The following is a 25,701-nucleotide window of genomic DNA, read 5'->3' on the forward strand; positions in this document are numbered from 1 at the left end:
GTCCGGAGGTCTCCGGAGAACCCATTCTACGAGATTGTACGAGAGTCCTCGTAGTTTGACATCCGCCGTACTACGATGCCTATCGTACGAGTCGTACACCGACCCCTGTCACGAATGGAGTCTGCCGTGAGCGCGCTCTTCGAGCCCTACACCCTGCGCGACATCACCATCCCCAACCGGGTGTGGATGCCGCCCATGTGCCAGTACTCCGCCGCACCGGTGGGCCCGGAGGCAGGCGCTCCGAACGACTGGCACTTCGCCCACTACGCGGCGCGCGCCGCCGGCGGGACCGGCCTGATCATCGTCGAGGCCACCGCGGTCAGCCCCGAGGGCCGGATCTCTCCGTACGACCTGGGCATCTGGAACGACACTCAGATCGACGCGTTCCGGCGGATCACGCGCTTCCTCAAGGGGCAGGGCACGGTCCCCGGGGTGCAGCTCGCGCACAGCGGCCGCAAGGGCTCGACCGACCAGCCCTGGAAGGGCGGCGCGCCGGTGGGTCCTGACGCCTACGGCTGGCAGCCGCTCGGCCCGAGCCCGGTCGCCTTCGACGACAACCACCCGGTGCCGACCGAGCTCACCGTGGACGGGATCCAGGAGGTCGTCGGGCAGTTCGCCGACGCCGCGCGCCGGGCACTGGCCGCCGGGTTCGAGATCGCCGAGATCCACGGCGCACACGGCTACCTGATCGGCGAGTTCCTCTCCCCGCACTCCAACCGGCGTACGGACGCGTACGGCGGCTCGTACGAGAACCGGGTGCGCCTCGCCCTCGAAGTCGTGGACGCCGTGCGCGAGGTCTGGCCCGCCGACAAGCCGCTGTTCTTCCGCATCTCGGCCACCGACTGGCTGGACGAGGACGGCTGGACGGCCGACGACACGGTCCGCTTCGCCGCCGAACTGGCGGACCACGGCGTGGACCTGCTCGACGTGTCCACCGGCGGCAACGCGTCCGGCGTACGCATCCCCGTGGGCCCGGGCTACCAGGTGCCCTTCGCCGCGCGCGTCAGGAACGAGACGTCGATGGCCGTCGCCGCCGTCGGACTCATCACCGAGGTCGAGCAGGCCGAGAAGATCCTCGCCAACGGCGAGGCGGACGCTGTGCTGCTGGGCCGGGAACTGCTGCGCAACCCCTCGTGGGCCCGGCTCGCGGCCCGCGAACTCGGAGCCGACGTGCACGTGCCGGACCAGTACCACCGCTCCGTCTGACGCTCCTCCCCCGCTCAGCCCGTCTTCTGGTCAGCCCGTCTTCCACCCCCACTGGGGACCGACCTGCTCCCATTCCGCGTCCCACGCCTCCATCCGCCGCCGCTCCAGACGGCCGCGTACGGTCCGGCCGCCGGCGAAGGGCAGGACGGCGGCGCTCATCCCCGCCAGCGTCCCGACCAGTGCCGCCCGCAGGTCGGCCTGGGCCTCGGTGGCGGGCCTGGTGGCGAGCCGGCCGTCACGGTCGTTCCACACGGTGACCGCCGTGCCGGCCGTGCTGCCCGCCTCGACCCGGGTCTGGCCGGTGTGCGCCGAACCGTCCGCCGCGGTCCAGCGAACCCTCGCCCACACTCGCTCGGCTCCGGTGGTGGTGGTGCCGGGCGCGCGCTCGGTGAGCAGCGCGGGCACGGCGCGCCACTCGGCCCGCTCCCGGTCGAGGCTGTGCTCGACCGACCGCGCGGTCGCCAGGCCCGCGAGGACCCCGGCGAGCAGGGTCAGCGTCCACGCGGCGAGCACGATCCAGGCTTCCAGCGCGTCACTGCGGCGCCGCAGCGGATTGGGCCACCATCGCCACAGCAACACCCTCGGACCACGTAACGCCGCCATCGAAGGCCCCTCCTCGTCGCGAGCACACACCTGATCCCCTTTCCATACGGGAGGGGTCGCCGGGGTGCTCAGACCGAGATGTTCACCACATCGCCGACCGCTATGGGGAGGGCTCTGACCTGCGGCGACGCCGCGTCCGGGGGTGACTGTCAGTGCCGGGGTGCAGACTGGCCCGTACCTGAGACAACGACGTCCGGAGGTGGTCTTCATGGCCGAGGTACTGCTCACCGTAGGCACGCGCAAAGGACTGTTCGTCGGGCGGCGGCGCGGCGGTGACTGGGAGTTCGACGAGAGTCCGTACTTCAACGCACAGGCCGTGTACTCGATCGCCATCGACACCCGAGGTGACGTGCCGCGGCTCCTCGTCGGCGGTGACAGCGCGCACTGGGGACCGTCCGTGTTCCACTCCGACGACCTGGGCCGCACCTGGACCGAGCCGGCGAAGCCCGCGGTCAAGTTCCCCGAGGACACCGGAGCCTCGCTGGAGCGGGTGTGGCAGCTGCACCCGGCGGCGGCCGAGCCGGACGTGGTGTACGCGGGCACGGAACCGGCGGCGCTGTACCGCTCGACGGACCGCGGCGAGTCCTTCGAGCTGGTGCGCCCGCTCTGGGAGCACCCCTCCCGCTCGCAGTGGGTGCCGGGCGGCGGCGGAGAGGGCCTGCACACCGTCCTCACCGACGCGCGCGACCCCCGCGCGGTGACGGTCGCCGTCTCGACCGCCGGTGTCTTCCGCACCAAGGACGGCGGGGAGAGCTGGGAGCCCTCCAACTCCGGTGTCTCCGCGGTGTTCCTGCCCGACCCGGATCCGGAGTTCGGGCAGTGCGTGCACAAGGTCGCGCGGGACGCGGTGACGCCGGACCGCCTGTATCTGCAGAACCACTGGGGGGTGTTCCGCAGCGACGACGCGGGGACGCACTGGACGGACATCGGCGAGGGGCTGCCGTCCACGTTCGGTTTCGCGGTGGCGGCCCATCCGCACCGCGGGGACACGGCGTACGTGTTCCCGATCACCGCCGACTCGGACCGGGTACCCGCCGACCGCCGATGTCGGGTCTACCGCACGGCGGACGCGGGCAAGAGCTGGGAGGCCCTCTCGGCGGGACTGCCGCAGGAGGACCACTACGGCACGGTGCTGCGCGACGCGCTCTGCACGGACGGCGCGGATCCGGCGGGCGTGTACTTCGGCAATCGCAACGGAGAGGTGTTCGCGTCCGCCGACGACGGGGACAGCTGGCGGCAGCTGGCCTCCCATCTGCCGGACGTGCTGTGCGTACGGGCCGCGGTGATCGATTGACTCCCAACACCCGTGACCTTCACGGCACATACCACTCTGCGCGGTGCGGCGGCCACCGGTTGATGGACCACGTGTGTACGGCAGTAGGGTGACGCCGTGGCACCACGACCGTTGCATGAAATCGTCGAACCGGGCTGGGCCAAGGCCCTCGAACCGGTGGCCGGACGCATCGCCGAGATGGGGGACTTCCTGCGCGCTGAGATCGCCGCCGGACGCACCTATCTCCCGGCGGGACCCAATGTGCTCCGGGCCTTCCAACAGCCCTTCGAGGACGTCCGGGTCCTGATCGTCGGCCAGGACCCCTATCCGACCCCGGGACACGCGGTGGGGCTGTCGTTCTCGGTCGCGCCCGAGGTGCGCCCGCTGCCCGGCAGCCTCATCAACATCTACCGGGAGCTGACCACCGACCTGGGCCTGCCCCCGCCGTCGAACGGCGACCTGACCCCCTGGACCAAGCAGGGCGTCCTGTTGCTCAACCGGGCGCTCACCACGGCCCCGCGCCGTCCGGCGGCGCACCGCGGCAAGGGCTGGGAAGAGGTCACCGAGCAGGCGATACGGGCACTGGCCGCGCGGGGCGGGCCGCTGGTGTCGATCCTGTGGGGGCGCGACGCCCGCAATCTCCAGCCGCTGCTGGGCGACCTGCCGTCGGTGGAGTCGTCGCACCCGTCGCCGATGTCGGCGGACCGCGGCTTCTTCGGCTCCCGTCCGTTCAGCCGGGCGAACGACCTGCTGGCCCGGCAGGGCGGCCAACCCGTGGACTGGCAGCTGCCGTGACCCGTCCCGCCGGGGGGTCGGGTGTCCTGGGGGTGGACTCCGGGGGCTCGGGACTGCGTGCCGTGCTGGCGGTCGACGGCGGCCGGGACACGGCTCCGCTGACCTCCGAGGAGCCGGTGCGCACCGGCCCGCGCGGCATCGACGCCGGGCATCTGCTGGCACAGCTGGTGCCCATGGCCCGGCAGTTGATGGCCGACGCCGGGGTCGGCACGCTCCGGTCGGTCGCCATCGGCGCGGCCGGCCTCACCAGCCTGGGCGACGCGCTGCGCGCCGAGCTGCCGTCGGGGCTGGCCGGTGAACTCGGCGTACGGAGGCTCGCGCTGGTCGCCGACGCCGTCACCGCCTACACGGGCGCCCTGGGGCAGCGGGTGGGCGCGGTCGTCGCGGCCGGCACCGGAATGATCACGATCGGCACGGACCTGGAGAGCTGGCACCGGGCGGACGGCTGGGGCCATCTGCTCGGCGACTGCGGCGGCGGGTCCTGGATCGGACAGGCCGGCCTGGAGGCGGCGTTGCGCGCCTACGACGGCCGGCCCGGGGGCTCTGCCCCGCTCCTGGCACGCGTCGAGGAGATGTTCGGCTCGGCCCACGCCCTGCCGGGGCAGCTCTACCCGCGCACGGACCGCCCTGCCGTGCTCGCGTCCTTCGCCCCCGAGGTGGCCGCCTGCGCCGACGGCGACCCGGTGGCGGCGGACATCCTGGCCGCCGCGGCCCGGCACATCACCGACTCCCTGGCCGCGGTCTGCCCCACCGACAAAGGTGGCGAAAGAGATGGCGGGGAGAGTGCCGCGTCGGGTGAGGTCCAAGTCGCCTTCACAGGTGGACTGTTCAAGATGGGCGACCCCCTCCTGGTCCCCCTGCGGGCGGCCCTGGCGGAGCGACTGCCGTACGCACGGCAGGTCCCGGCCGCGGGCGACCCCCTCTCCGGCGCCGTACGCATCGCCCTCGACCTGGCCGGCGACCGGCTCACGCTCCCGCGCGACGACAGCATGCTGTATGTCGTGACGGACGCCCCTGAAACCCGCCCATCGGACCACTCGCCTTGATCCACATATAACAAGTGAGACCAATCCGTACGTAACTCATCAGACAAAACAGGACGGATACCGCTCACCTGCACCCTCTCCGAACAGGGGAGCCCCAGAAACCAGTAACATGCGACGCCATGAGCTCCCCCACTGGGCCCGCGTCCGGCCTGCCAGTACGAATGCCGCGACCCCGCCAGCCCGGCCGGCACCGCCGACCGGAACCGCTGGCGGCTCCCGAGGGCGCGCCCGCGTTCGTCCTCGCGGTGCCGGGCACGCCCAGCGCCGCCACTCGCAGCCTCGCCGAGGAGGTCGTGAGCATCGCGCGCTCCGAGCTGCCCGGCCTCGACGCCCGGATCGGGTACCTCGACGGGGACGACTCGGAGTTCCCCACGCTCCAGGCCGTGCTGGCGTACGCCGCCGAGGAGCGCGTCGCGCGCTTCGAGCAGGCCCGCGCCGCCGGAGTGGACGCGGCGGAGCCGGACGGCCCCGTGGCCGTGGTCGTACCGCTGCTCGCCGGCCCGGACAACGCGCTGCTGCGCCGGGTCCGCCAGGCCGTCATGGAGAGCCGCGTGGCGGCCGAACTGACCGATGTGCTCGGCCCGCACCCGCTGCTCGCCGAGGCGCTGCACGTGCGCCTGTCCGAGGCGGGTCTGGCGCGTGCCGACCGCGCCCGGCTGTTCACCGTGGCGACCGCGGCGGACGGCATCATCCTGGCCTCCGTGGGCGGTGACGAGGCCGTGCAGGCGGCCGGGATCACCGGCATGCTGCTCGCCGCGCGGCTCGCCGTGCCGGTGATGGCGGCCGCGCTGGACGAGGACGGCGCGATCGCGGCCACCGCCGAGCAGCTGCGCAACTCGGGCTCCCAGCAGCTGGCGCTCGCCCCGTACCTGATCGGCCCCGAGCTCGACGGGGGTCTGCTCGACGCCGCCGCGAAGGAGGCGGGCTGTTCCGCCGCCGAGGCGCTCGGCCCGTACCCGGCGATCGGCAAGCTCGCGCTCGCGAAGTACACGACGGCGCTGGGTATCGCGCCGCAGCAGCCGCAGGGCGCGCCGGTCCGCTGACCGGCCGGCCACTGCCGCACACAGAAGAACCCCGAAGGGCCCGCTCCGGTATCCGGAGCCGGGCCCTTCGGGGTTGCGGCGGGCTTCCTCGGCCGACCCCGGACAGTTAGGTGCGCCCCGAAGGGGCGCGGGGAACTGCGCGACCAGCCACGACGGACCCGCAGTCGACGTACCGGACTTCCAGCCGAGCCCTTAGTCGAGCACCACGCAGGACGCCGCGGGCGCCTTGACCGAGCCGCCCCGGCTCGGCACTCCCGTGGCCGGGTCGACCGCGAACCAGGCGACGTTTCCGGAGCGCTCGTTGGCCACGTACAGGAAGCGGCCCGCCGGGTCGAGGGCGAGCGCCCTCGGCCAGCTGCCTCCGCACGGCACCGTCGCCACCAGCCGCAGCCCCTCGCCGGCCGCGTCGGGCGTGAGTACGGAGAGGACGTCCTGGCCGCGGGTGGCGGTCCACACGAAGCGGCCGTCGGGCGAGACGACGATGCCGGACGGATAGGCGTCGCCGTCGGGCAGGTCCGGCAGCACGGACGTCTCCCCCACCGGCCGGATCACGCCCTCGGCGGCGTCCCAGCGGCAGACGGTGACGGTCGGCGCCAGCTCGTTGAGGACGTACGCGCGCGCGCCGTCCGGATGGAACGCGAGGTGCCTGGGTCCCGAGCCCGGCCGGAGCGCGAACTCGCGGTGCAGTACGAGCGCCCCGTCGCGCAGCGCGCACACCCGCACCGAGTCGGTGCCGAGGTCGACGCTCACGGCCCACCGGCGGCTCGGGTCCGGCTGCACGTGGTGGGCGTGCGGCCCTTGCTGGCGCCGGGTGTGCGGGCCGGATCCCGCATGCCTCAGCACGCCGGAGGCGGCGGCGAGGCCGCCGTCGTGGCGGACGGGCACGGCGGTGACGCTGCCGGAGCCGTAGTTGGCGGTCAGGACGTGCCCGTCGAACAGGCTCAGGTGCGTGGGTCCGCTGCCGCCGACAGGCACCAACGGACCGCTCAGGGAAGGCGTGCCGTCCGTCAGCCGGTAGGCGGCGACCGCTCCCTGTGCCGTCTCACTGACCGCGTACAGCATGTCCCCGGCGGGCGACAGGGCGAGATACGAGGGGTCGGCCACGCCGTCCACGGCGCTCAGCACGGTCAGCGCGCCGCTCTCCTCGTCCACGGCCGCGGTGACGACACCGAGACCCCCCGCCGCCGTGAACGAGCCGATGTACGCCCGCCGCTGCCGTCCGTCGCCGTCTGCCACTGCCGTCCCCTCTCGGTGCCACGCTGTCCGGGGCGACGGTAGCAGTCAAAGGCCTAGACCAAACGTGGGGCTTTGAAGCGCAGGAGTTTTGGACCCCGGCCGCTCACACAGGAGCGGCCTCCTCCCCGCACGCCCGGGCGCGTGCCGCCGGATGGTGCACATAGGCGGGATGCCGCTCCACCTCCTCGTACGTGCGGTGGAAGACGGGCGTGGCGCTTCCCGAGATGGGCGGCACGATCCAGGACCAGTCCGCGCCGACCGAGCGGCCCTTGCGCTCCTCGCGGCCCAGGTGGTCGAGGAAGCGGCGGGACTCGGTGTGGTGGTCGGTGACCGTGACGCCCGCGCGGTCGAAGGAGTGCAGCACGGAGCGGTTGAGTTCGACGAGCGCGCGGTCCTTCCACAGGGAGCGGTCGTTGCGGGTGTCGAGGCCCAGGCGTGCGGCGATGTGTGGCAGCAGGTCGTAGCGGTCGGCGTCGGCGAGGTTGCGGGCGCCGATCTCCGTGCCCATGTACCAGCCGTTGAAGGGCGCGGCCGGGTAGCAGATGCCGCCGATCTCCAGGCACATGTTGGCGAGGGCCGGGACGGCGTGCCAGCGCAGTCCGAGCCCCCGCCACCAGGTGTACTCGGGGTGGGCGAGCGGCACTTCGAGCACCGCGTCGTCCGGCAGGGCGAACCAGCGCGGTTTGTCGTCGACGCCCTGGATCACCAGCGGCAGCACGTCGAAGGGCGTCCCGGGGCCGCCGGGCCAGCCGAGCCGGCGCGCGAGCGCGGTGAGGCCCGCGTTGCGCGGATCACCGGTGACGCCGCCGTCGGGGCGCGGGTATCCGGCGTACCGGATGAGCTGCTCGTTCCAGATCCGTGGGCCCGGCCGGCCAGGCTCGTCCGGCGCGAGGACCGTGATGACCGCGCGGATGCGGCCGTCGCGGGTGGCCTCCCGCAGGTGGTCGGCGGACGCCTCGGCGACGCCCTCCGCGTCCGTCACGTCCCGGCGGTCGCGTACGGACAGGGAGTGCCAGTAGAGCCGTCCGATGCAGCGGCTCGCGTTGCGCCAGGCGACCCGGGCGCCGAAGACGAGTTCCTCCGCCGTGTGCCGGTACGTTCCCGAGTCCGCGATCTCCACATGTGCGGCGGCGATGCGGCGGGCCGGGTCCCCGAGCCGTTCCTCGGTGTGGTGGAGGCCGATGAACTCGGCGGCGGCGAGGAAGAGGTGCACGGCAGTGACCACCTGGGATGCGGCGGCTCCGGCCGCTCCGCTCTCGGGGCAGCGATTCCCAGGGCCGCGATCGTGCCGCTCGGCCGATGGCGGAAGCCCCTGGCGTACGTCGTCCATGTCGCCCGCGGGGCACGCATCGGCCGGAAGCCTGTCCAGCCACCCGCCCGCGCTCCCGCCGTCGGTGAGGCCCTGTCCGGTTCTTTGCGGGACATTCAGCATGGCGCACCCCCAGGCGGCTCCGCCCGCGGGCCGCTCCCGCACGGCCCGCGGATGCTGTGCGTCTGATAGCCGCGGGGTTACCCGTCCGGCGGCCTGATCCACCCTCTACGTGGTCGGTAAAACTGCCTCATTCATGGGCAAGGTGTCCAACTCCCGGGCGTACCGCGCGGTTCAGGTACCGACAGCCGAGGACCCGCGCAGCGGTGCGGCGAGCGCGGCGAGCGCCCGTTCCAGGCCATGGAGGTGGACGAGGGCCTGCTCCGCTCCGGGGTGGTGGCTCGCCGCCCCGGAAGGACGGCCCGGCACGCCCGCAGCCGCCGCCACGCCGCGTTCCGGTACCGCGCCGACCAGTACCTCCACCGCTGCCTCGACGCGCCCGCAGGCGGCGGTGAGGCGGGCGTCCTGCGAGGCGTCCGGGTCGGCGGCGACGGACGCGAGTCCGCGGGCCTCCCGGGCGCAGTCGTCGAGGAGCGCGAGCACCTGGCGGGCCCGGGCCTTGCGGGCCCGCAGCGGGTTGAGGGGGTGCACGAGAGGCGCGAGCGCGAAGCGGACCCGGCCGAGCAGCGCCTCCAGTTCCGCGGCCTGTGGGGCGGGATCGGCGCCGGGGTCCCCGGCGAGGCGCCGGGCCGCCGCCGCGGTGCAGCCGTGCACGGCGCGTACGGCCTGGCCCACCCAGCGGTCGGTGACGGCGTGCGTGGTGACGGGCAGGATCAGTGCGACGGCCAGTGCGGCACCGAGCGCGCCCGCGCCGGTCTCCGCGAGGCGCAGTCCCAGCAGCCCCGGGTGCAGCACGCCGAGCAGCCCGTACAGCAGGCCCGCCATGACGGTGACGAAGAACATCATCCAGCTGTACGAGAGCGCCGCGGTGTAGAAGATCCCCCAGACGCAGACGGCCACGATCGCCGCCGTGGGCGCCGGGGCACCGTCCAACGGTACGGCGATCAGCAGCCCGGCGACGATGCCGGTGACCGTGCCGACGACCCGCCGGAAGCCGCGTACGAGGGTCTCGCCGCGCGAGGACGTGTTGACGAAGATCCACCAGGCGGTGCCGACCGCCCAGTACCAGCGCTCGTGCGACAGGAACTGGCCCGCGGCCATCGCGAAGGCGCAGGCGGCCGCCGCCTGGAAGGCCTGCCGGGTGGTCGGCCGGGAGAGACCGCGGGCCGCCTGCGGGGCGGGCGTGACCGGCGGCGGAGTGCGCCGTTCGATGCACCACGCGCCGAACCGCACCACCGAGGACGCGGCCAGCGACAGCGCCATCGCGGCGTACAGCTGGGGCAGCTGGCCGGGTACGGCGTGCAGGAACTGCGTGATGAAGAAGGTCATGAACGCGAAGATGCCGAGCGCGTGTCCGCGCGGCCCCCAGCGGCGGGCGTACACCCCGCAGAAGATCACGGCGAGCCAGGTCGCGTCCCGCACGCCCGGCACCGTGTGCAGCGTGGTCGCGAGGGCGAGCACGGGGAAGCCGACGACGGGCAGCAGGGTGGTGGTGACCGCCTGGCCGCGCACGGTCGGGTCGCCGACCGTGAACAGTGCGAGGAGCGCGGCGAGTCCGCCCGTGATCGAGGCGGACAGCGAGAGTCCGGCGAGCTCCGACGCGGTCACCGCGAGACCGATGCCGAGCACCGCCCGCAGCGCGAACCGCATCCGCACCAGGCCCGGATCCGGAGCCATGAACATCTTCTTCACCGTCGGTAGCCCTCCCCCAGGACATGGGAATGGCGCCGCGGGTCCGGGTCCGGCTTCCTTGCCGTCCGGCACTTCGCGGCGCCATGAATACCGCCAAGGTAAGCAATGGAGGGGCAGTGGCTCAACAGGCTCATGTTTCACTGGGCCATTGGTACAGTCGAAATGGATCAACCGCGACCGCAAGGAGGCCAACGGACCATGGCCGTGGACCAGCTCGACACCCGCATCCTGCGGCTGCTCCTGGAGCAGCCGCGCGCCAGCGTGCGCGAGTACGCCCGGATCCTCGGCGTCGCCCGCGGCACACTGCAGGCCCGGCTCGACCGGCTGGAGCGGGACGGTGTGATCACCAGTACGGGCCCCTCGCTCTCCCCCGCCGCGCTCGGCCACCCGGTGCTCGCGTTCGTGCACATCGAGGTCACCCAGGGGCATCTCGACGAGGTGGGCGACGCGCTGGCCGCGGTGCCGGAGATCATCGAGGCGTTCTCGATCACCGGTGGCGGGGATCTGCTGACGCGGGTCGTCGCGCGGGACAACGGGCATCTGGAGGACGTGATCCAGGCGCTCATCAGCCTGCCGGGCGTCGTCCGCACCCGGACCGAGGTGGCGCTGCGCGAGCGGGTGCCGCAGCGGATGCTGCCGCTGGTGGAGTCGATCGGCCGCGCGACGCGGAGCTGATCGGCACTGATCCGCGCGACGCGGAACTGATCCACACGGTCCGGTACTGATCCACGCGATCCGGAATCGATCGTTGGCATCCTGGATCCATGAGCACTCTCGGCAGCACAGCGGTCATCTTCGATCTCGACGGAACACTCGTGGACAGCGAGCCGAACTACTACGAGGCGGGACGGCAGACACTCGCCGACCAGGGCGTCCCGGACTTCACCTGGGCCGACCACGAGCGGTACGTCGGCATCAGCACACGGGAGACGCTGGCGCTCTGGAAGGAGCGGTACGCGCTCGACACCCCGCTCGACGTGCTCTTCGCGGACAAGAACCGGCGTTATCTGGAGCTGGCCGGCACGTCCACCCGCGTCTTCCCGGAGATGCGGAAGTTCGTGGAACTGTTGGCCGGGGACGGGGTACCGATGGCCGTCGCCTCGGGCTCCTCACGCGAGGCCATCGCGGTGATCCTGGCGGCCACGGGCCTGGACCCGTATCTGCGCACGGTCGTCTCGGCCGACGAGGTCGCCCGGGGCAAGCCCGCTCCCGACGTCTTCGTGGAGGCGGCGCGCCGGCTCTCGGCGGTGCCGGCGGACTGCGTGGTCGTCGAGGACGCCGCTCCGGGTGCGGCGGCCGCTCACGCGGCCGGCCTGCGCTGCATCGCGATCCCGTACATCGCGTCGCAGGCCGACGACCCGGCGTTCGCGACGGCGGGGCTGCTCGTGCGGGGCGGCCAGGCCGAGTTCACGGCACGGGCTGCGTACGACTGGCTCGCGCGCTCGGCCGGTTCTGCCTGAGCTGTCGGGCCGGGACTTCGAAGTGATTGACGTTGACGTCGGTGTCACTGAGCATGGCCAGGCTTGCCCGACCGACCGCCGACCGCAGCCCGCCGCCCGTCACGAAGGCTTCCCGTCCCGTCCCCGGAGGGGCTCATGGGTTCTCCCGCCGTACTCGTCGCCAATCGCGGGGAGATCGCCGTACGGGTCCTGCGTGCCGCCGCCGAGGCCGGGCTGCGGACGGTCGCGGTGTACGCCGAGGGCGACGAGGCGCACATTCAACTGGCCGACGAGGCCGTGCCGTTGGCGGGCTCCGCCTATCTGGACGCGGACGCCCTGCTGGCCGCCGCGCACCGCACGGGCTGCGAGTTCCTCCATCCCGGGTACGGCTTCCTCAGCGAGTCCGCCGACTTCGCCCGGCGGTGTGCCGGGGCCGGGATCACCTTTGTCGGACCTGCCCCCGAAGTCCTCGATCTCTTCGGGGACAAAGCTCGGGCGCGGGAGCTGGCCACCGAGCTGAGCGTGCCCGTTCTCGCTGGTACGCGAGGTGTCACGAGCCTGGCGGAGGCGCGCGAACTCCTGGTGGGCGGGCCGGTGATGGTCAAGGCGACCGGCGGGGGCGGCGGCCGTGGCATGCGGGCCGTCCGGTCGGACGACGACCTGGCCGAGGCCTGGGAGCGCTGTCGTTCGGAGGCGCATCAGGCCTTTGGGCGGGGCGAGTTGTATGTCGAGCGACTCGTGGAGGGTGCCCGGCACATCGAGGTGCAGATCGTCGGGGACGCGACAGGAGCCGTCACACATCTCTGGGAGCGGGACTGCAGCGCCCAGCGTCGTCACCAGAAGCTCATCGAGATCGCCCCGGCGCCCGAACTCCCCGCCGAGGTGCGGGAGATGCTCCTGGAGAGCTCCCTCAGGATGGCCGGGGCGACGCGCTACTCGGGGCTCGGCACCTTCGAATTCCTGGTCCAGGGTGCGGAGTTCCACTTCATCGAGGCCAATCCCAGGCTCCAGGTCGAGCACACGGTGACCGAGGAGGTGACGGGCGTCGACCTGGTAGCCGTACAACTGCGTCTGGCAGCGGGCGAGTCACTGGCGTCACTGGGCCTGGCCGGACCGCCCGAGCCGCCGCGCGGTTTCGCCGTGCAGGTACGGGTCAACGCCGAGGTCACGGCGGCTGACGGGACGGTACGGCCGTCGACCGGGCGGCTCACCCGCTTCGACGTGCCCACCGGTCCTGGCGTCCGGGTCGACACCGCGGCCCGCGCGGGCACCGAAGTCGGCGTGCGCTACGACTCGTTGCTCGCGAAGGTGATCGCCCACGTGCCGCACGACAGGGCGACCGCGGCCTGTGAACGGGCTCGGCGGGCGCTCGGCGAGTTCGCGATCGAGGGAGTACGGACCGGGATTCCCCACCTGCGGGAAATCCTGGCGCTCCCGGGGTTCTGGGCGCACACGGGCTTCGTCGAGGAGCACCTCAAGCAACACCTGGTGGCAGAAGGACACTTGGCGTCGCAGGAGGCCTCCCCGCAGCACCTCGGCGACCCGGTGACCATCTCGCGGCCCCTCGGCATGGCGGTGGCCGCCCCCATGAGCGGCACGGTCGTCGCCGTCGACGTATGCGCCGGTGACCAGGTGCCCGCCGGGCGGCAGTTGCTGGTCCTGGAGGCCATGAAGATGGAGCACGTCGTACGTGCTCCCGGTGCCGGAGTCGTGCGGGCCGTGCACGCGCATGTGGGCGAAACGGTCGGCGAGGGCCGCCTGTTGGTGGCGCTGGACGGGCTGGCGGACTCGCCCGCCGACGCCGCCGCCGAGTCGGTGGACCTCGACGCGGTACGGCCCGACCTGGCCGAGGTTCGGCGCAGGCACGCCTTCGGCCTGGACGAGCAGCGCCCCGAGGCCGTCGAACGACGCCACGACGGCGGTCGCCGTACGGCCCGCGAGAACATCCAGGACCTGTGCGACGCAGGCACGTTCACCGAGTTCGGCGCACTGGCGATCGCCGCCCAGCGGCAGCGCCGGTCGCTGGACGATCTGATCCGCTCGACGCCGGCCGACGGCATGGTCACCGGCACCGGGCGGGTGAACGGCCGGCCGTGCGTGGTGATGTCGTACGACTACACCGTCCTCGCCGGTACACAGGGGCTGCAGAACCACCGCAAGACGGACCGCATGCTGCACCTCGCCGAGGAACGGCGGCTGCCGGTGGTGCTGTTCGCGGAGGGCGGCGGGGGCCGTCCCGGGGACACGGACACCACGTCGATCGCCGGGCTCGACGTGACGACGTTCCACCGGATGGGGCGGCTCAGCGGTCTGGTGCCACTGGTCGGGATCGCTTCCGGACGGTGCTTCGCGGGCAACGCGGCTCTGCTCGGCTGCTGTGACGTGGTGATCGCCACGCCGGAGGCCACCATCGGCATGGGCGGACCCGCGATGATCGAGGGCGGCGGCCTCGGGGTGTACCGCCCCGAGGAGGTCGGCCCGCTGTCCGTCCAGGTGCCGAACGGAGTCGTGGACCTCGCGGTCGCGGACGAGGCCGAGGCCGTCCGGACGGCTCGCCACTACCTCTCGTACTTCCAGGGCCCACAAGGGAGTTGGGAGGAACCGGACCACCGGCTGCTGCGGCATGTCGTCCCGGAGAACCGCCGAAGGTCCTACGACATGCGCGCGGCGATCGGGGCGCTGGCGGACATCGGATCGGTCCTGGAACTCCGGCCGGATTTCGGCATCGGCATCCTGACGGCCCTCGTCCGCGTCGAGGGCCGGCCGCTGGGTCTCCTCGCCAGCAACCCGGCCCATCTGGGCGGCGCCATCGACCGCGACGCGGCCGACAAGGCGGCACGCTTCCTGCAGCTCTGCGACGCTTTCGGACTCCCGGTGGTCTCGCTCTGCGACACTCCGGGTTTCATGGTGGGTCCGGACGCCGAACGGACCGCCACGGTCCGGCACTTCGCCCGTCTCTTCGTCATCGGCGCGAACCTCCGTACACCCCTCGTGAGCCTGGTGCTCCGCAAGGCGTACGGGCTCGGCGCGATGGCCATGATGGGCGGTTCCACGCGTGCTCCCCTGGCCACCGCCGCCTGGCCGAGCGGCGAGTTCGGCGGCATGGGCCTGGAGGGCGCGGTCCGGCTCGGCTACCGGAAGGAACTCGAAGCGATCGCCGACCCCGCGGCCCGCGCCCGCGCCTTCGAGGAACGTGTCGCCGAACTCTACGAGCACGGCAAGGCGGTGAATGCCGCGGCCGCGCTGGAGATCGACGCGGTGATCGACCCGGCGGATTCGAGGGCGTGGATTCTGTCGGCCCTGGACGATCACGATCACGCGGACGAGGGCGGGGACCGGATGCCTCGGCAGGGGGCCGGGCGTTCGTTCATCGACACCTGGTGAGAGGCCGGTTGATCGTCTGGATCAAGCTGCTGATCGGTCAGGCGGCGTCGAGGTCGTCGGCGAAGTGCCGGAACCCGTGCCGGTCCCGGTGCATGGTCCACAGGGTGTCCGCGAGCGTGGCCGGGTCCTTCCTCGGATGCCCCGGGGTGATCGCACCGGGGATGACCAGCTGCGCGACGTGGATGCCCTCGCCGGTGAGCGTGTCGTGCAGCAGTTGTCCGTACGCGCTCTCGGCGGCGAAGGCGATCGACGTGCCGGCCCGGTCGGGGTGGGGGACCACGGCGGTGCCGCCGTTGACGAAGAGGACGGTGCCGCGGCCGAGTTCACGCATGCCGGGCAGCACCTGCCGCACGGCGGCGACCGGACCGTACACGGAGAACTCGATCGGGCCGGTGAGGTCGGCCGCAGTGGTCTCCAGCACCGGCCGCATGAAGTCCCTCTGCGGGACCGGGCTGTACTGCAGGACCTCGACCGGACCCAGCGTCGCGGTCGCCGCGTCCAGGGCTGCCGCGAGGGCCTCCGGATCGCGTACGTCGGCGGCGAAACCGCGCGCCGTGATGCCCTCGCCGCCCAGGTCGGCCGCGAGCGCGCCCGCCCGTTCGGGACTGCGCGAGACGAGAGCGACGTCGAAGCCCTCGCGGCCGAACCGCCGCGCGACGGCGGCGCCGAGTCCGGGTCCCGCTCCGATGATGGCGATGGTGGTCATGACTTCTCCGTACGTTGTCTGGCGGCCGAGCAGGACACAGTGACGAAGTCCAGGCCGAGGCGGTGCGTCAGCGGGCTTCCCCCGCGGTGGCCGGTTCGGACGGGGCGAACTTCCTGCGCCAGGCCAGCGACACGTACACCAGCGCGACCAGCACCGGTACCTCGATGAGCGGGCCGACGACGCCGGACAGGGCCTGCCCGGAGGTCACGCCGAAGGTGCCGATGGCGACCGCGATGGCCAGCTCGAAGTTGTTGCCGGCCGCGGTGAAGGCGAGGGTCGCGGTGCGGTCGTAGGCGAGGCCGATGACCTTGCCGAGGGCGAAGGTGCCGAACCACATGACCGCGAAGTAGACCAGCAGCGGCAGCGCGATGCGTACCACGTCGAGTGGCTGCGAGGTGATCGTCTCGCCTTGCAGGGCGAAGAGGATGACGATCGTGAAGAGCAGCCCGTACAGCGCCCAGGGACCGATCCTGGGAAGGAACTTGGACTCGTACGTCTCGCGGCCGAGCTTCTGCTCGCCGAACCGGCGAGTCAGGAAGCCGGCCAGCAGCGGGACGCCGAGGAAGATGACGACGTTCAGGGCGATCTTCCACATGGAGATGTCGAGCGTCTCGCCGTCGCCCAGGCCCAGCCAGCCGGGCAGCAGGTCGAGGTAGAACCAGCCGAGCAGGCCGAAGGTGAGTACCTGGAACACGGAGTTGAGGGCGACCAGGACGGCGGCGGCCTCGCGGTCACCGCACGCGAGGTCGTTCCAGATGATGACCATGGCGATGCAGCGGGCGAGCCCGACGATGATCAGGCCGGTGCGGTACTCGGGCAGGTCCGGCAGGAAGATCCACGCCAGGGCGAACATCACCGCCGGGCCGATGATCCAGTTGATGACCAGGGACGAGACCATCAGCTTGCGGTCGCCGGTGACCGCGTCGAGCCTGTCGTAGCGGACCTTGGCCAGCACCGGGTACATCATGATCAGCAGGCCCACGGCGATGGGCAGCGAGATGCCGCCGATCTCGACCTTGGCCAGGGCGTCGTCCAGCCCGGGGATCAGGCGGCCGAGGCCGAGCCCGAGGGCCATCGCGGCGAGGATCCACACCGCGAGGAAGCGGTCGAGCGTCGACAGCTTCGCGACGACCGAGGATTCCTCCGCGGTCGTGGGTGCTTCGGTGGGGGTCACGGACAGGCTCGCTTCCGGTTGGTCTCGATGGTCGTACGCGCGGTGTCGGCCAGGGCGCCGAACATGTCGGCCAGGGCGTCCAGCACCTCGGGGTGGAGCTTGTAGTACATGAAGCGGCCACAGGGCTCGGTCTCCACGACGTTCGCCTCGCGCAGCACCTTGAGGTGGTTGGAGATGTTCGTCTGCCGCGCGCCCGTCTCCGCCACGATGTGGCTGGCGCACAGGGTCTCGTGGGCGAGCAGGGTCACGATCCGAAGCCTGAGCGGGTCGGCCAGAACCCGCATCAGTTCAGTGTTGGCTGACGTCAGCATGGGCTGATACTGTCACATCAGTGGCCGATGATTCCACCAGGTGCTGATATCAATCGGGCCTGATGCCGTCGCGAGACAAGAGAGACCGCCAGATGTCCGACAAGCCCTCCGTGCTGTTCGTCTGTGTCCACAACGCCGGCCGCTCCCAGATGGCCGCCGCCTGGCTGACCCACCTGGCCGGGGATCGCGTCGAGGTCCGCTCGGCGGGCTCCAACCCCGGTGCGGCGGTGAACCCGGCCGCCGTGGAGGCCATGCGCGAGGTCGGCATCGACATCTCCGCCGAGGTTCCGAAGATGCTGACCGTGGACGCGGTCAAGGAGTCGGACGTCTGCATCACCATGGGCTGCGGCGACACCTGCCCGGTCTTCCCCGGCAAGCGCTACCTGGACTGGGAGTTGGCGGACCCGGCGGGTCAGGGCGTCGAGGCGGTCCGCCCGATCCGTGACGAGATCAAGACCCTCATCGAGGGCCTGATCAAGGAGATCGCCCCGGAGAAGACGGCATGAGCGAGACCTTCGGCGCCAAGCCGAAGGCCGCCCTAGAACGCGACCTCAAGCACTTCCTCGGCTGAGACCGCTCACTCCTGCCCGGTATGGCCCGCCACCTGGGCGGCGTACCGGGTGGTTCCACGTACGCCGTCCCACCGATCGCCGTGGTGGCCGGCGCGACGGCGGTGTTCGCGCGCAAGTGCTGCATACGCCGTCCCCGCAGCGGCCGGATCTGTCCGGGCGCCCGCACCGTGCTCGCCACCCCTGCGCCGGACATCTCGGCGGCCCGGCCGCACACCGCGTATCTGCTGATCCTCGGAGCCGGAGCTCTCGTCTCGGCGGGCCATGGCCGGCGCGCCCGCCGCGGGCATCGCTCCGGCGGAACGAGGCCGGGCAGGATTCGCGGGGATTCGGTTCCGATCACCCGACGGGATCGGCGTACTCCTCGGCCCGGTCGGCTTCCACTGCCACCGGCTCCTCCTGGCGGTGCTTGCCGGTGGCCCTGCGCGGTGCACGACCCGCACCGGGAGGCCTTCCCGCCGCCGGGACAACCGCCCGAACCGCCGCCCGTGAACCCCCGCCTGCCTGCGCGACCGCATGGTCAGCCCACGCCGACCGCCGCCGACTCGTAGCCCGTGATGTCGTCGGGCTTCACCAAGCCGTCCTCGATCGCCCGGGCCAGCATGTCCGCCTTTGTCGGTGCGGTCCTGCCGACCTGTGCGTACTTGACTCTCGCCCGACGGATGTACACGTCCACGGTGTGAACCGACACGCCCATGCGCCGGGCGACCGAAGCCTTCGACATGGACTGGAACCACCACAGCAGCGCGGTACGTTCCTGTGCGGACAGCCTGGGCCTGCTCGCGCCGCGATCACCTACGAGAACCCCCGCGGCCGTCGGGGTGACGTACGGCCTGTCGCCCGCCGCCGCCAGCACCGTGTTCACCAGGTGCGCCCGTCCTTCGTTCTTCGCGACGAACTCGCATGCGCCGGCCTCCAGCGATTCGAGCACCACCCGCTGCTCGGTGAACTGCGAGAAGGCGATGACCCGTTGACCCGCCGCGGCCAGCCTGGCGATGTCGCCGATGACGAGCCTGCCGTGCAGATTCAGATCGAGAATGAGGACATCCGCGATGCCGGGTTCCACATCCGCGGTTTCGCCGGTGTGCCCCACCGAGATCCGCGGCTCCTCGGACAGCCAGGTCTGGATGCCCTCGATGACGACAGGATGGTCGTCGATGATGCCAACGGTCAGGGAGCCGGGCGTACAGGCCATCGGTTTTCCCACCACAGCTGGTTCTCCTCCTGGTCGTATAGGGCGGACACGGTGAGCGGGCCCGGCGATTTCACCAGCGTTTCCGGCGGGGCGTCGGCCACCACACTCACGACAACTTCCTCGGGCGTCGTCACCACGGTGACCCGGGCTCGGGTGGCTGCGGTGGCCAGGACCAGCAGGGTCCCTTCTCCCAGTTCCCGGCGGACGGATGCCGGCAGGTCGGGCAGGTCGCCGTAGCTCAGCAGCGTGACACTTACGCCGCGCCGCTCGGCGACATCGGCACAGGCCCGCAGTTCGTGCAGGAGCGGGTGCGGGGTGTCGTCCGTCTCCGCGAACAGCCTCCGCAGGCGGGCCGCCTCCACGGCGGCGCGCTGGCGTACGACGGTGTCTCCCGGATCCAGCTGACGTTCCGCCAGGCCACGCAGCAGCGGTTCCACTCTGATGCGCAGGTACTCGTACCGGCTCCGGCGCTCGGCGTGCACGGTCTCGTCGGCGGTCGCACGGGCGAGGTGCTCCGCCTGTCCCGCAGCGATCGCGGTGGCCTCCCGAGCACCGTCGTTGAGCTGCCGGGCCAGGTACGCGAAGGTCAACTGGATACCGGCGGTGGTGTAGACCATGGCCAGCAGACGGGAGACGGTGACCTGGTCGAGCGCGCCGTCGGCGGCCAGGAAGCCCACGATGACAGCCGTGTTGACGCCGTGCAGGGTGATCAGCTCCCACAGCGGACGCTGTATCAGGAGCAGCACGCCGAACCAGCCCACGGTGTTCCCCGCCCAGCTCACGTCGCCGATCGCCCCACCCGGCGGGTACGCGGCGGCGGCGACGATACCGCTGACCAGCGCCGCCGCGGCAAGCCGCCGCGCGGTGCGCGCGCTGAGCACCGAACGCAGCAGCAGGATGGACCCGACCGTCTGGATGACGGTGAGGGCCAGCCAGGAGCCCGCGGCGGCGGCCTGCGGCTCGTACACCGGCCAGCCCCTGAGCACCAGCAGGCTGTCCACGCCCAGGTGCCAGACGCCGACGATCACCACCAGCCCGATATTGACGGCCTGGGTGAAACGGGTGGCGACCATGCCCTTGACGACGTCGGCGGTCATGGTTCCCACCTCAGCTCGACCCGGGTGCCGGCGCCGGGGGACGAGACCGCCCGGGCACTGCCGCCCACGGCACGCATCCGGCCGTAGACCGATTCCCGCAGGCCGCGCCGGTGGGAGGGAACGGCCGCGGGGTCGAACCCGCGTCCGCTGTCGCGGACTTCCACGGCGACGCCCTCCCCGACGCGTTGGGCCGTGACCCGGGCAGCGCCGGTGTCCGCGTGCTGGGCCACGTTGGTCAGGGCCTCGGCGATCGCTTGCGAGAGGGCTTCCACGACCTCGTGGGGCAGGTCCAGCGGCGGCACGTCGAACTCGATGTCCAGTGCCGGGAGGCCGACGCGACGCGTCAGTACGACGGTGCGCAGCGCGACATCCAGCGGTGCGGGATCGTGCGCCACATCGCGTGCCGCGCCGGGATGCGCCCGCAGGTCTTCGATGACGGCCAGGTCGGCCGCGGCCCGTTCCGGCAGCGCGGTGGAGTCACGGGTGATGCTGCCGGTGCCCACGATGGTGAGCGTGGCGAGCACGGTGTCGTGCAACAGCCGCTGCTGGTCCAGCTCGTCGGTGCGGGCGGCGGACCGGGCCCGCGCCGACGCGCGCGCCGACGCCTGCTCGGACAGTGCGAGGTCCGCCCTGCGCGCTCCGCGTCGCAGCAGGACCATGACAGCGGCGGCGAGCAGCGCTTGGAGCACCAGGATGACGGGGGCTTCCCGTACGCCGGGGGCACCCAGCGTGTAAGCCACCGTGATGGCGAGCGCCGCCGCCATCGCCAGGGGCTGCCGCAGCGCGAACTGTGCGATGAAGACGCCGGTGCTGGCGACCATGTCGACCCAGCCGGAGCCCGCGCTCGCGCCCAGGACCTCGGCCGGGGCGAGGTTGCCGTGCGCCAGGCAGAGCACCACAACGACGGCGGTGTCACCGGCGTAGAGCCAGGGATCAGGGTCCGGCCTGAGCGTCAGAACGGTGAACAGGCCGGTCCACAGAAGCAGTCCGACGACCGCGACGGCCACCCAGGCGGAGTGTGCGGGTGGTGCGAAGCCGACCACGGCGACCAAACTCGCCACGACGGAGCTGACAGCTCTCAGGACAGCGGACAGGCGGGCGGACTTGCGCCGAAGTTGGAGTTGGGCGGGCCCCTGTGTCAGCACGCCGCCTCCACTAAAGGAATTCCCTCTTCCACTGACAGAAGTAAGGGAAGTTCAACCGCTTTCCTCACAGTGTTTCCCCCGCACGCCGATGAAGCCCACTTCCCAACTTAGGTGAACGCGAGCGCGATCGACAGGGGACGCACGACATCTCCCCACTCAGCACGGAAGCTGCGGCACTGTCACGTGTTCGCGTGACATGCCTTTCTCCGGTCCGTCACGTAATTTCGAACCAGGCCGCCCGGGGCGGAGCATCTCGGATGCCATCGGATGCCATTCGAAGTTCGACGGAAATGAAGGAGATTGTTTCCCCTTGAGAACCGACAGGAGGTAGTCATGCCCATCTCTCAGGACGCTATCCGCAAGGTGGTCGTCAACGGCGAGGACCGGTACGCGATACGGCCGGTCGACCAGGAGAACCTGGCGGGCCGGCACGAGGCCGACCACCTGCGGTTCCTCGATGTGGTGACCGGCCGCGCCCGGTCCTCGGTACGGCACGGCGGCGCTCCGGCGGTGAGCGGTCCCGACGGGGCTTGCCTGGCCGCCCTGGAAACATCCCTGCCCGTGGAATGGGTCGGCACCTGCCTTTCGGACCGCCTCCCTGAAACCACCAAGGGAGGACGTGCCGAGTGAAGAAGAAAACCTCCGCCCTCCTTTCCGCTGCTCTCATTGCCTGCCTGGTGGTCGGCTGCGAGGCCGAGAGCGGAAACCCGAAAGACATGGCACAGCCCCAGAAAGGCGAAGCGGCCGGCGCGGCGGGTGAACAGGTCAGGGACCTGACCGTCGCGGAGGAGGTCGAGGTCGACCGCGCAGTGGAAGAACTCGTCGAGAAGTGCATGGAGCGCCAGGGCCACCGCTACTGGCCGGGGCCGGTGGCGGGCGTCGCGGAACGCAAGGCCGGGGCGTACGTGGTGGACGACGTCGAATGGGCTCGCCGGTACGGCTACGGTCGCCCCTTCCGCATCGCGGCCGAGGAGACCCGCCGCAGTCACCCCAACGTCACTTACCACAACGCACTCCCTGAGCAGGAGCGCATCCGCTACTCCCTCGCGCTCGACGGCGACTTCGACGACGACATCTCCCTCGAACTGCCGTCCGGCGGCACCGTCCGGACACCACGCGAAGGCTGCTACGTCGAAGCGCGGGAGCGGCTCTACGGCGACTATCCGACCTGGTTCCGGGCCAAGAAGACCGTGACCGGGCTGACCCCGCTGTACGTCCCACGGATTCTCCGGGACGAGCGCCTGGTCACCGCGGTCAAGGCATGGTCCCGATGCATGAACGAGTCGGGAAACCCCTTCAGAAGCCCGGACGAGATACGCCAGAAACGAGACTCTCTGATCAAGGGAATGAATGCGTCCCAAGCCCAGAGCGCCGAAGTGAAACTGGCTGTGGCCGAGGCCGAGTGCGCCCGCAGCACATCCCTCGGGGAGACCGCGCGTTCCCTCGAAGGTGAATACAGAGAAAAGGCGCTTCGTGATTACCCCGAAGAATTCGCGACCTATCGGCAGATGAGGATGACCGCCCTTTCCCGGGCCAGGAACCTCTGAAGCCGGTAGGTACCGCACCAAAGATTTCCGCGGCGTCATGGTCGCGGGGAGCCCCACCCAACAGATGATCGAGGAGTTGCACCTGTGAGGAAACTACCCGCCGCCCTGACCGTCCTGGGCATGGCCGCTCTCGGAACCGTCGTCCCCGTCTCCGCCGCGCACGCCGCCGAGACCTGCTCCGACAACTACTCGGCCGCGAGGGCCGGCTACATGTACGCCTACAACAGTGTCGACTGCGTCGGGCAGCTCGGCCTGGCCTTCGGCGACGACGAAAACTGGGGCAACAGCTCACAGAGCTTCCAGGGCGGCGACACCAACAAGGCGTCGTCCATCCTCAACAAGGGCAACAGCGAAGAGGTCCAGTTCTTCAACGGAACCAACACCTGGACCGGCGGCCACACCTGCCTCTCCCGCAACGAGCGCTACGCCTCCGACCTCACCAACAACTACTTCACCAGCGGCGCCTCGGCCAACAACTCCATCAGTTCGCACCGCTGGGTGCACGCCAGCACCTGCGACAGGTGGGCGACCTGACCTCCGCTCCCACCTAGCCGAGACCGACGAACCTGAACCTTGCGGGGATGCCTCTCACGGCATCCCCGCAAGACGTCGGGAAGTGTCAACTTCACCGACCACCTCAGGTCAACTTCGGTGCGATCGGCGCAGGCCGAGACCAGCGCAGGACTCCGCCCCGTACCCGAAGGCTGCGACCAGGCACCGGAAGGGAGCTTGGGCGGGCCGAATCACTCCGTCAGCGCGCCCATCGCACGATCGAGCAGCACCTCGAGGGGAACAGCGCCCTCGCAGGCCACCCGCGCCGTCGCCGCCACGTCCAGGCAGGCGAGGGCGGCCGCGACCAGCGCACCCGGCCTGGGATCCGCCGGCTGGTCAGGACTGGCTCCCATTCGTCTGGCGATCTCCGGCACCAGCAGTTCCTGCCACTTCAGCTGCTTCTCGAAGTGCCGGGCACGCAGTGACGGGGTCTCCTGCATCATGCGCAGATAGTTGAGCGTCTCCTCGGGCGCTTCCTCGTTCAGCCGCACCAGGACATCGAACGCGTGACGCAGCGCCACCCAGGGCCGCTCCTTGTCGGGGCGGGCCGCGAGCGCTTCCGCGATCTGGCGGCCACGCTCCTCCAGACCGACCAGAACGATGTCTTCCTTCGTGCCGAAGTACCGGAACAGGCTGGCGCGCGACAGGCCCACTTCGGCGGCGATCTGATCGACGGTCGTCCGGTCGAACCCCTGAGCGGAGAAGAGCCGGAGCGCCACCTCGACCACTTCCGCTCGAACCGTCGCCCGCATGCGCTCACGCAAGCCTGGCGGCTTCGGCTGGGAATGGGCGGCGGCTCTGGTTGAGTCGGTCATACGCGCAGGGTACCTTGACGATTCAATTTGAGACTCAGTCTCAGTGAACGTCTCGACGAACGCCGGCAGCAGTCCACGCCCACCCGACGGCACTGCGACACGAGCGGCACGTGCACGGCGGGCGGCGGCCCGCGTTCGTGAACTTGCCGAAGGCGATGCGGCGTGCGGCCGTCGCGATCCACATTCGTGTCCGTTGCGCTGGGCCGACTGAAGAATTGCCGCCAACGGCACGTGCAGAAAAGCGAAACCGAGCCGACTCTATTCGGCCGAGATCTTCCGCCGGCCCAGTCCTGCACTGAGCTTACTTCCGGCAATTCGCTGTCGCATGTCCGCAGCAGGTGCAGTTTTCCATCCTGGGCGTCAGACATCCAGACAGAAATCTCTACCCCTCACGAGACTGCCAACTGATGGCAAGCTGACGGTCATGACCAGCCACGCTCTGAGTGAGCCGGGCGAATTCCCCTCTGCCCTGCGCCGAGTCCTGCATCTCAACTGACAGACACGGCCGGAGCGCACCGGCGATGACGACGACGCGGATTCTGCCTCCGAGCCCGCCGACGAACAAGGCCATCGACCTTCCGCCGATCCGAAAGCGTACGTATGTCCACTGAAGTCACCGAGTCAGCTGTTCCTCCCCCCACCGCCCCTTCCGCCGACTCCTCCGCCGAACCTTCTTCGGCGCCGTCCCGGCGCACGTTCATCGCGACGACCACCGCGGTCGGTGGCGCCGTCGTGGCCGGCGGTCTGACGACGGGTCCGGCCGCACTTGCCGCCGAGACGGGGGCCGCCGCCAAGGCGCCGCCGAACAGCCGTGTCTCGCTGACCGTCAACGGCAGACGGCACACCGTCACGGTGGACAACCGGACGTCGCTCCTTGATCTGTTGCGCGAGCACTTGGACCTGCCCGGCTCGAAGAAGGGCTGCAACGCCGGTGCGTGCGGGGCGTGCACGGTGCTGGTCGACGGGCACCGCGTCAACTCCTGCCTGACGCTCGCGGTGCGCCTGGATGGCGCCGAGGTCACCACGATCGAAGGGCTCGCGCCCGGGGGCGCGGACGGTGAACTGCACCCGCTGCAGCAGGCGTTCATCGACGAAGACGCCTTCCAGTGCGGCTACTGCACGCCCGGCCAGATCGTGTCCGGCGTCGGCTGCATCCAGGAAGGCCACACCGGCTCGGCGGACGAGATCCGGGAGTGGATGAGCGGCAACATCTGCCGCTGCGGCTGTTACGTGAAGATCGTGCGGGCGGTCGAGCAGACCGCCCGCGGGAAATGAGGTCGGGCAGCCATGCATCCCTTCTCCTACACCCGTGTCTCCGACACGGCCGAAGCCCTCAACGCCGGTCGGAGCGGCGGGCGTTACATCGCCGGCGGCACCACCCTGGTCGACCTGATGCGGGAGACCGTCGAACGCCCCGAAACCTTGGTCGACATCACCGGCCTGC

25 protein-coding genes are annotated in these 25,701 nt (G+C 71.1%); 14 read left to right on the forward strand and 11 right to left on the reverse strand.

Annotated elements, in window-relative coordinates:
- Positions 1–126 precede the first annotated feature (126 nt).
- Positions 127–1,206, forward strand: coding sequence for an NADH:flavin oxidoreductase/NADH oxidase (locus tag AB0I18_RS27935; RefSeq protein ID WP_363108341.1), 1,080 nt, complete (start codon positions 127–129; stop codon positions 1,204–1,206).
- 30 nt (positions 1,207–1,236) lie between these two features.
- Here AB0I18_RS27935 and AB0I18_RS27940 read toward each other — a convergent pair whose 3' ends face one another.
- On the reverse strand, positions 1,237–1,809 hold the full coding sequence (locus tag AB0I18_RS27940; protein WP_363108342.1) for a hypothetical protein: 573 nt from the start codon (positions 1,807–1,809) through the stop codon (positions 1,237–1,239).
- A 208-nt stretch (positions 1,810–2,017) separates the two neighbouring features.
- Here AB0I18_RS27940 and AB0I18_RS27945 point away from each other — a divergent pair, with 208 nt between their 5' ends.
- The 4 genes from AB0I18_RS27945 to AB0I18_RS27960 all read left to right on the forward strand — a co-directional run bounded on the left by AB0I18_RS27945 (position 2,018) and on the right by AB0I18_RS27960 (position 5,966).
- Positions 2,018–3,103 (forward strand): exo-alpha-sialidase, encoded by a 1,086-nt coding sequence (locus tag AB0I18_RS27945; RefSeq protein ID WP_363108343.1) that lies wholly within the window; start codon positions 2,018–2,020, stop codon positions 3,101–3,103.
- 96 nt (positions 3,104–3,199) lie between these two features.
- Positions 3,200–3,877 (forward strand): uracil-DNA glycosylase, encoded by a 678-nt coding sequence (locus tag AB0I18_RS27950; RefSeq protein WP_363108344.1) that lies wholly within the window; start codon positions 3,200–3,202, stop codon positions 3,875–3,877.
- A complete protein-coding gene (locus AB0I18_RS27955) occupies positions 3,874–4,923 on the forward strand; it encodes a BadF/BadG/BcrA/BcrD ATPase family protein (RefSeq protein ID WP_363108345.1) in 1,050 nt (349 codons plus the stop codon). Before AB0I18_RS27950 ends, AB0I18_RS27955 begins: the two co-directional genes overlap by 4 nt.
- Positions 4,924–5,042: 119 nt before the next feature.
- A complete protein-coding gene (locus AB0I18_RS27960; RefSeq protein WP_363108346.1) occupies positions 5,043–5,966 on the forward strand; it encodes a hypothetical protein in 924 nt (307 codons plus the stop codon).
- Positions 5,967–6,158: 192 nt separating this feature from the next.
- On the opposite strand, the gene AB0I18_RS27965 is transcribed toward AB0I18_RS27960, so the two are convergent.
- The 3 genes from AB0I18_RS27965 to AB0I18_RS27975 form a co-directional block, all read right to left on the reverse strand.
- The gene (locus AB0I18_RS27965) at positions 6,159–7,202 is read right to left on the reverse strand and encodes a lactonase family protein (RefSeq protein ID WP_363108347.1); all 1,044 of its coding nucleotides are present in this window, start codon (positions 7,200–7,202) and stop codon (positions 6,159–6,161) included.
- 103 nt (positions 7,203–7,305) lie between these two features.
- Positions 7,306–8,634: a nitric oxide synthase oxygenase gene (locus AB0I18_RS27970; RefSeq protein ID WP_363108348.1), complete on the reverse strand. Its 1,329-nt coding sequence runs from the start codon at positions 8,632–8,634 to the stop codon at positions 7,306–7,308.
- Between the two features lie 171 nt (positions 8,635–8,805).
- Positions 8,806–10,314 (reverse strand): FUSC family protein, encoded by a 1,509-nt coding sequence (locus tag AB0I18_RS27975; protein WP_363108367.1) that lies wholly within the window; start codon positions 10,312–10,314, stop codon positions 8,806–8,808.
- A gap of 207 nt (positions 10,315–10,521) precedes the next feature.
- Between AB0I18_RS27975 and AB0I18_RS27980 the strand changes: the two genes are divergently transcribed.
- The 3 genes from AB0I18_RS27980 to AB0I18_RS27990 all read left to right on the forward strand — a co-directional run bounded on the left by AB0I18_RS27980 (position 10,522) and on the right by AB0I18_RS27990 (position 15,146).
- The gene (locus AB0I18_RS27980) at positions 10,522–10,998 is read left to right on the forward strand and encodes an Lrp/AsnC family transcriptional regulator (RefSeq protein ID WP_363108349.1); all 477 of its coding nucleotides are present in this window, start codon (positions 10,522–10,524) and stop codon (positions 10,996–10,998) included.
- An 89-nt stretch (positions 10,999–11,087) separates the two neighbouring features.
- Complete coding sequence (locus AB0I18_RS27985; RefSeq protein WP_363108350.1) at positions 11,088–11,783, forward strand: HAD family phosphatase; 696 nt, start codon at positions 11,088–11,090, stop codon at positions 11,781–11,783.
- A gap of 135 nt (positions 11,784–11,918) precedes the next feature.
- Positions 11,919–15,146, forward strand: a complete 3,228-nt coding sequence (locus AB0I18_RS27990; protein WP_363108351.1) for a carboxyl transferase domain-containing protein — start codon at positions 11,919–11,921, stop codon at positions 15,144–15,146.
- Between the two features lie 37 nt (positions 15,147–15,183).
- Here AB0I18_RS27990 and AB0I18_RS27995 read toward each other — a convergent pair whose 3' ends face one another.
- The 3 genes from AB0I18_RS27995 to AB0I18_RS28005 all read right to left on the reverse strand — a co-directional run bounded on the left by AB0I18_RS27995 (position 15,184) and on the right by AB0I18_RS28005 (position 17,337).
- Entirely contained in the window at positions 15,184–15,852 is a 669-nt protein-coding gene (locus AB0I18_RS27995) for an SDR family NAD(P)-dependent oxidoreductase (protein ID WP_363108352.1), read from the reverse strand.
- 67 nt (positions 15,853–15,919) lie between these two features.
- Positions 15,920–17,026: an ACR3 family arsenite efflux transporter gene (gene arsB, locus AB0I18_RS28000; RefSeq protein WP_363108353.1), complete on the reverse strand. Its 1,107-nt coding sequence runs from the start codon at positions 17,024–17,026 to the stop codon at positions 15,920–15,922.
- Entirely contained in the window at positions 17,023–17,337 is a 315-nt protein-coding gene (locus tag AB0I18_RS28005) for a metalloregulator ArsR/SmtB family transcription factor (protein WP_363108354.1), read from the reverse strand. Before AB0I18_RS28005 ends, arsB begins: the two co-directional genes overlap by 4 nt.
- A 92-nt stretch (positions 17,338–17,429) precedes the next feature.
- Here AB0I18_RS28005 and AB0I18_RS28010 point away from each other — a divergent pair, with 92 nt between their 5' ends.
- A complete protein-coding gene (locus AB0I18_RS28010; RefSeq protein ID WP_363108355.1) occupies positions 17,430–17,843 on the forward strand; it encodes an arsenate reductase ArsC in 414 nt (137 codons plus the stop codon).
- A 583-nt stretch (positions 17,844–18,426) separates the two neighbouring features.
- Here the strand turns inward: AB0I18_RS28010 and AB0I18_RS28015 are convergent.
- From AB0I18_RS28015 to AB0I18_RS28025, 3 genes are read right to left on the reverse strand one after another with little or no spacing between them, the layout of a single operon-like run.
- Positions 18,427–19,101, reverse strand: a complete 675-nt coding sequence (locus AB0I18_RS28015) for a response regulator (protein ID WP_363108356.1) — start codon at positions 19,099–19,101, stop codon at positions 18,427–18,429.
- Positions 19,077–20,198 (reverse strand): hypothetical protein, encoded by a 1,122-nt coding sequence (locus AB0I18_RS28020; protein ID WP_363108357.1) that lies wholly within the window; start codon positions 20,196–20,198, stop codon positions 19,077–19,079. Before AB0I18_RS28020 ends, AB0I18_RS28015 begins: the two co-directional genes overlap by 25 nt.
- Entirely contained in the window at positions 20,195–21,343 is a 1,149-nt protein-coding gene (locus tag AB0I18_RS28025) for an ATP-binding protein (RefSeq protein WP_363108358.1), read from the reverse strand. The genes AB0I18_RS28020 and AB0I18_RS28025 overlap by 4 nt, the downstream gene beginning before the upstream one ends.
- Before the next feature lie 333 nt (positions 21,344–21,676).
- Between AB0I18_RS28025 and AB0I18_RS28030 the strand changes: the two genes are divergently transcribed.
- The 3 genes from AB0I18_RS28030 (at position 21,677) to AB0I18_RS28040 (ending at position 23,424) form a co-directional block, all read left to right on the forward strand.
- Entirely contained in the window at positions 21,677–21,973 is a 297-nt protein-coding gene (locus AB0I18_RS28030; protein WP_363108359.1) for a hypothetical protein, read from the forward strand.
- Positions 21,970–22,890, forward strand: coding sequence for a hypothetical protein (locus AB0I18_RS28035; protein WP_363108360.1), 921 nt, complete (start codon positions 21,970–21,972; stop codon positions 22,888–22,890). The genes AB0I18_RS28030 and AB0I18_RS28035 overlap by 4 nt, the downstream gene beginning before the upstream one ends.
- Before the next feature lie 84 nt (positions 22,891–22,974).
- Positions 22,975–23,424 carry a hypothetical protein gene (locus AB0I18_RS28040; protein WP_363108361.1) on the forward strand — a complete coding sequence of 150 codons (450 nt, stop codon included), beginning with the start codon at positions 22,975–22,977 and terminating at the stop codon, positions 23,422–23,424.
- Between the two features lie 209 nt (positions 23,425–23,633).
- Here the strand turns inward: AB0I18_RS28040 and AB0I18_RS28045 are convergent, their stop codons facing one another.
- Entirely contained in the window at positions 23,634–24,257 is a 624-nt protein-coding gene (locus tag AB0I18_RS28045) for a TetR family transcriptional regulator (RefSeq protein WP_363108362.1), read from the reverse strand.
- Positions 24,258–24,857: 600 nt separating this feature from the next.
- On the opposite strand from AB0I18_RS28045, the gene AB0I18_RS28050 reads away from it, so the two are divergent.
- Positions 24,858–25,532 carry a (2Fe-2S)-binding protein gene (locus tag AB0I18_RS28050; protein WP_363108363.1) on the forward strand — a complete coding sequence of 225 codons (675 nt, stop codon included), beginning with the start codon at positions 24,858–24,860 and terminating at the stop codon, positions 25,530–25,532.
- Positions 25,533–25,544: 12 nt separating this feature from the next.
- The coding region (locus tag AB0I18_RS28055; protein ID WP_363108368.1) for an FAD binding domain-containing protein at positions 25,545–25,701 on the forward strand (157 nt) is incomplete at its 3' end.

The sequence above is a fragment of the Streptomyces sp. NPDC050704 genome (assembly GCF_040654355.1).
Lineage (GTDB): Bacteria > Actinomycetota > Actinomycetes > Streptomycetales > Streptomycetaceae > Streptomyces.

What these genes read in the sequence shown, in the direction of transcription:
- AB0I18_RS27940 (WP_363108342.1), bottom strand. Translation starts at nt 1,809, where the DNA reads ATGGCGGCGTTACGTGGTCCGAGGGTGTTGCTGTGGCGATGGTGGCCC.
- AB0I18_RS27945 (WP_363108343.1), top strand. Translation starts at nt 2,018, where the DNA reads ATGGCCGAGGTACTGCTCACCGTAGGCACGCGCAAAGGACTGTTCGTC.
- AB0I18_RS27960 (WP_363108346.1), top strand. Translation starts at nt 5,043, where the DNA reads ATGAGCTCCCCCACTGGGCCCGCGTCCGGCCTGCCAGTACGAATGCCG.
- AB0I18_RS27970 (WP_363108348.1), bottom strand. Translation starts at nt 8,634, where the DNA reads ATGCTGAATGTCCCGCAAAGAACCGGACAGGGCCTCACCGACGGCGGG.
- AB0I18_RS27975 (WP_363108367.1), bottom strand. Translation starts at nt 10,314, where the DNA reads ATGTTCATGGCTCCGGATCCGGGCCTGGTGCGGATGCGGTTCGCGCTG.
- AB0I18_RS27980 (WP_363108349.1), top strand. Translation starts at nt 10,522, where the DNA reads ATGGCCGTGGACCAGCTCGACACCCGCATCCTGCGGCTGCTCCTGGAG.
- AB0I18_RS27985 (WP_363108350.1), top strand. Translation starts at nt 11,088, where the DNA reads ATGAGCACTCTCGGCAGCACAGCGGTCATCTTCGATCTCGACGGAACA.
- AB0I18_RS27990 (WP_363108351.1), top strand. Translation starts at nt 11,919, where the DNA reads ATGGGTTCTCCCGCCGTACTCGTCGCCAATCGCGGGGAGATCGCCGTA.
- AB0I18_RS27995 (WP_363108352.1), bottom strand. Translation starts at nt 15,852, where the DNA reads ATGACCACCATCGCCATCATCGGAGCGGGACCCGGACTCGGCGCCGCC.
- AB0I18_RS28005 (WP_363108354.1), bottom strand. Translation starts at nt 17,337, where the DNA reads ATGCTGACGTCAGCCAACACTGAACTGATGCGGGTTCTGGCCGACCCG.
- AB0I18_RS28010 (WP_363108355.1), top strand. Translation starts at nt 17,430, where the DNA reads ATGTCCGACAAGCCCTCCGTGCTGTTCGTCTGTGTCCACAACGCCGGC.
- AB0I18_RS28015 (WP_363108356.1), bottom strand. Translation starts at nt 19,101, where the DNA reads ATGGCCTGTACGCCCGGCTCCCTGACCGTTGGCATCATCGACGACCAT.
- AB0I18_RS28020 (WP_363108357.1), bottom strand. Translation starts at nt 20,198, where the DNA reads ATGACCGCCGACGTCGTCAAGGGCATGGTCGCCACCCGTTTCACCCAG.
- AB0I18_RS28030 (WP_363108359.1), top strand. Translation starts at nt 21,677, where the DNA reads ATGCCCATCTCTCAGGACGCTATCCGCAAGGTGGTCGTCAACGGCGAG.
- AB0I18_RS28045 (WP_363108362.1), bottom strand. Translation starts at nt 24,257, where the DNA reads ATGACCGACTCAACCAGAGCCGCCGCCCATTCCCAGCCGAAGCCGCCA.
- AB0I18_RS28050 (WP_363108363.1), top strand. Translation starts at nt 24,858, where the DNA reads ATGTCCACTGAAGTCACCGAGTCAGCTGTTCCTCCCCCCACCGCCCCT.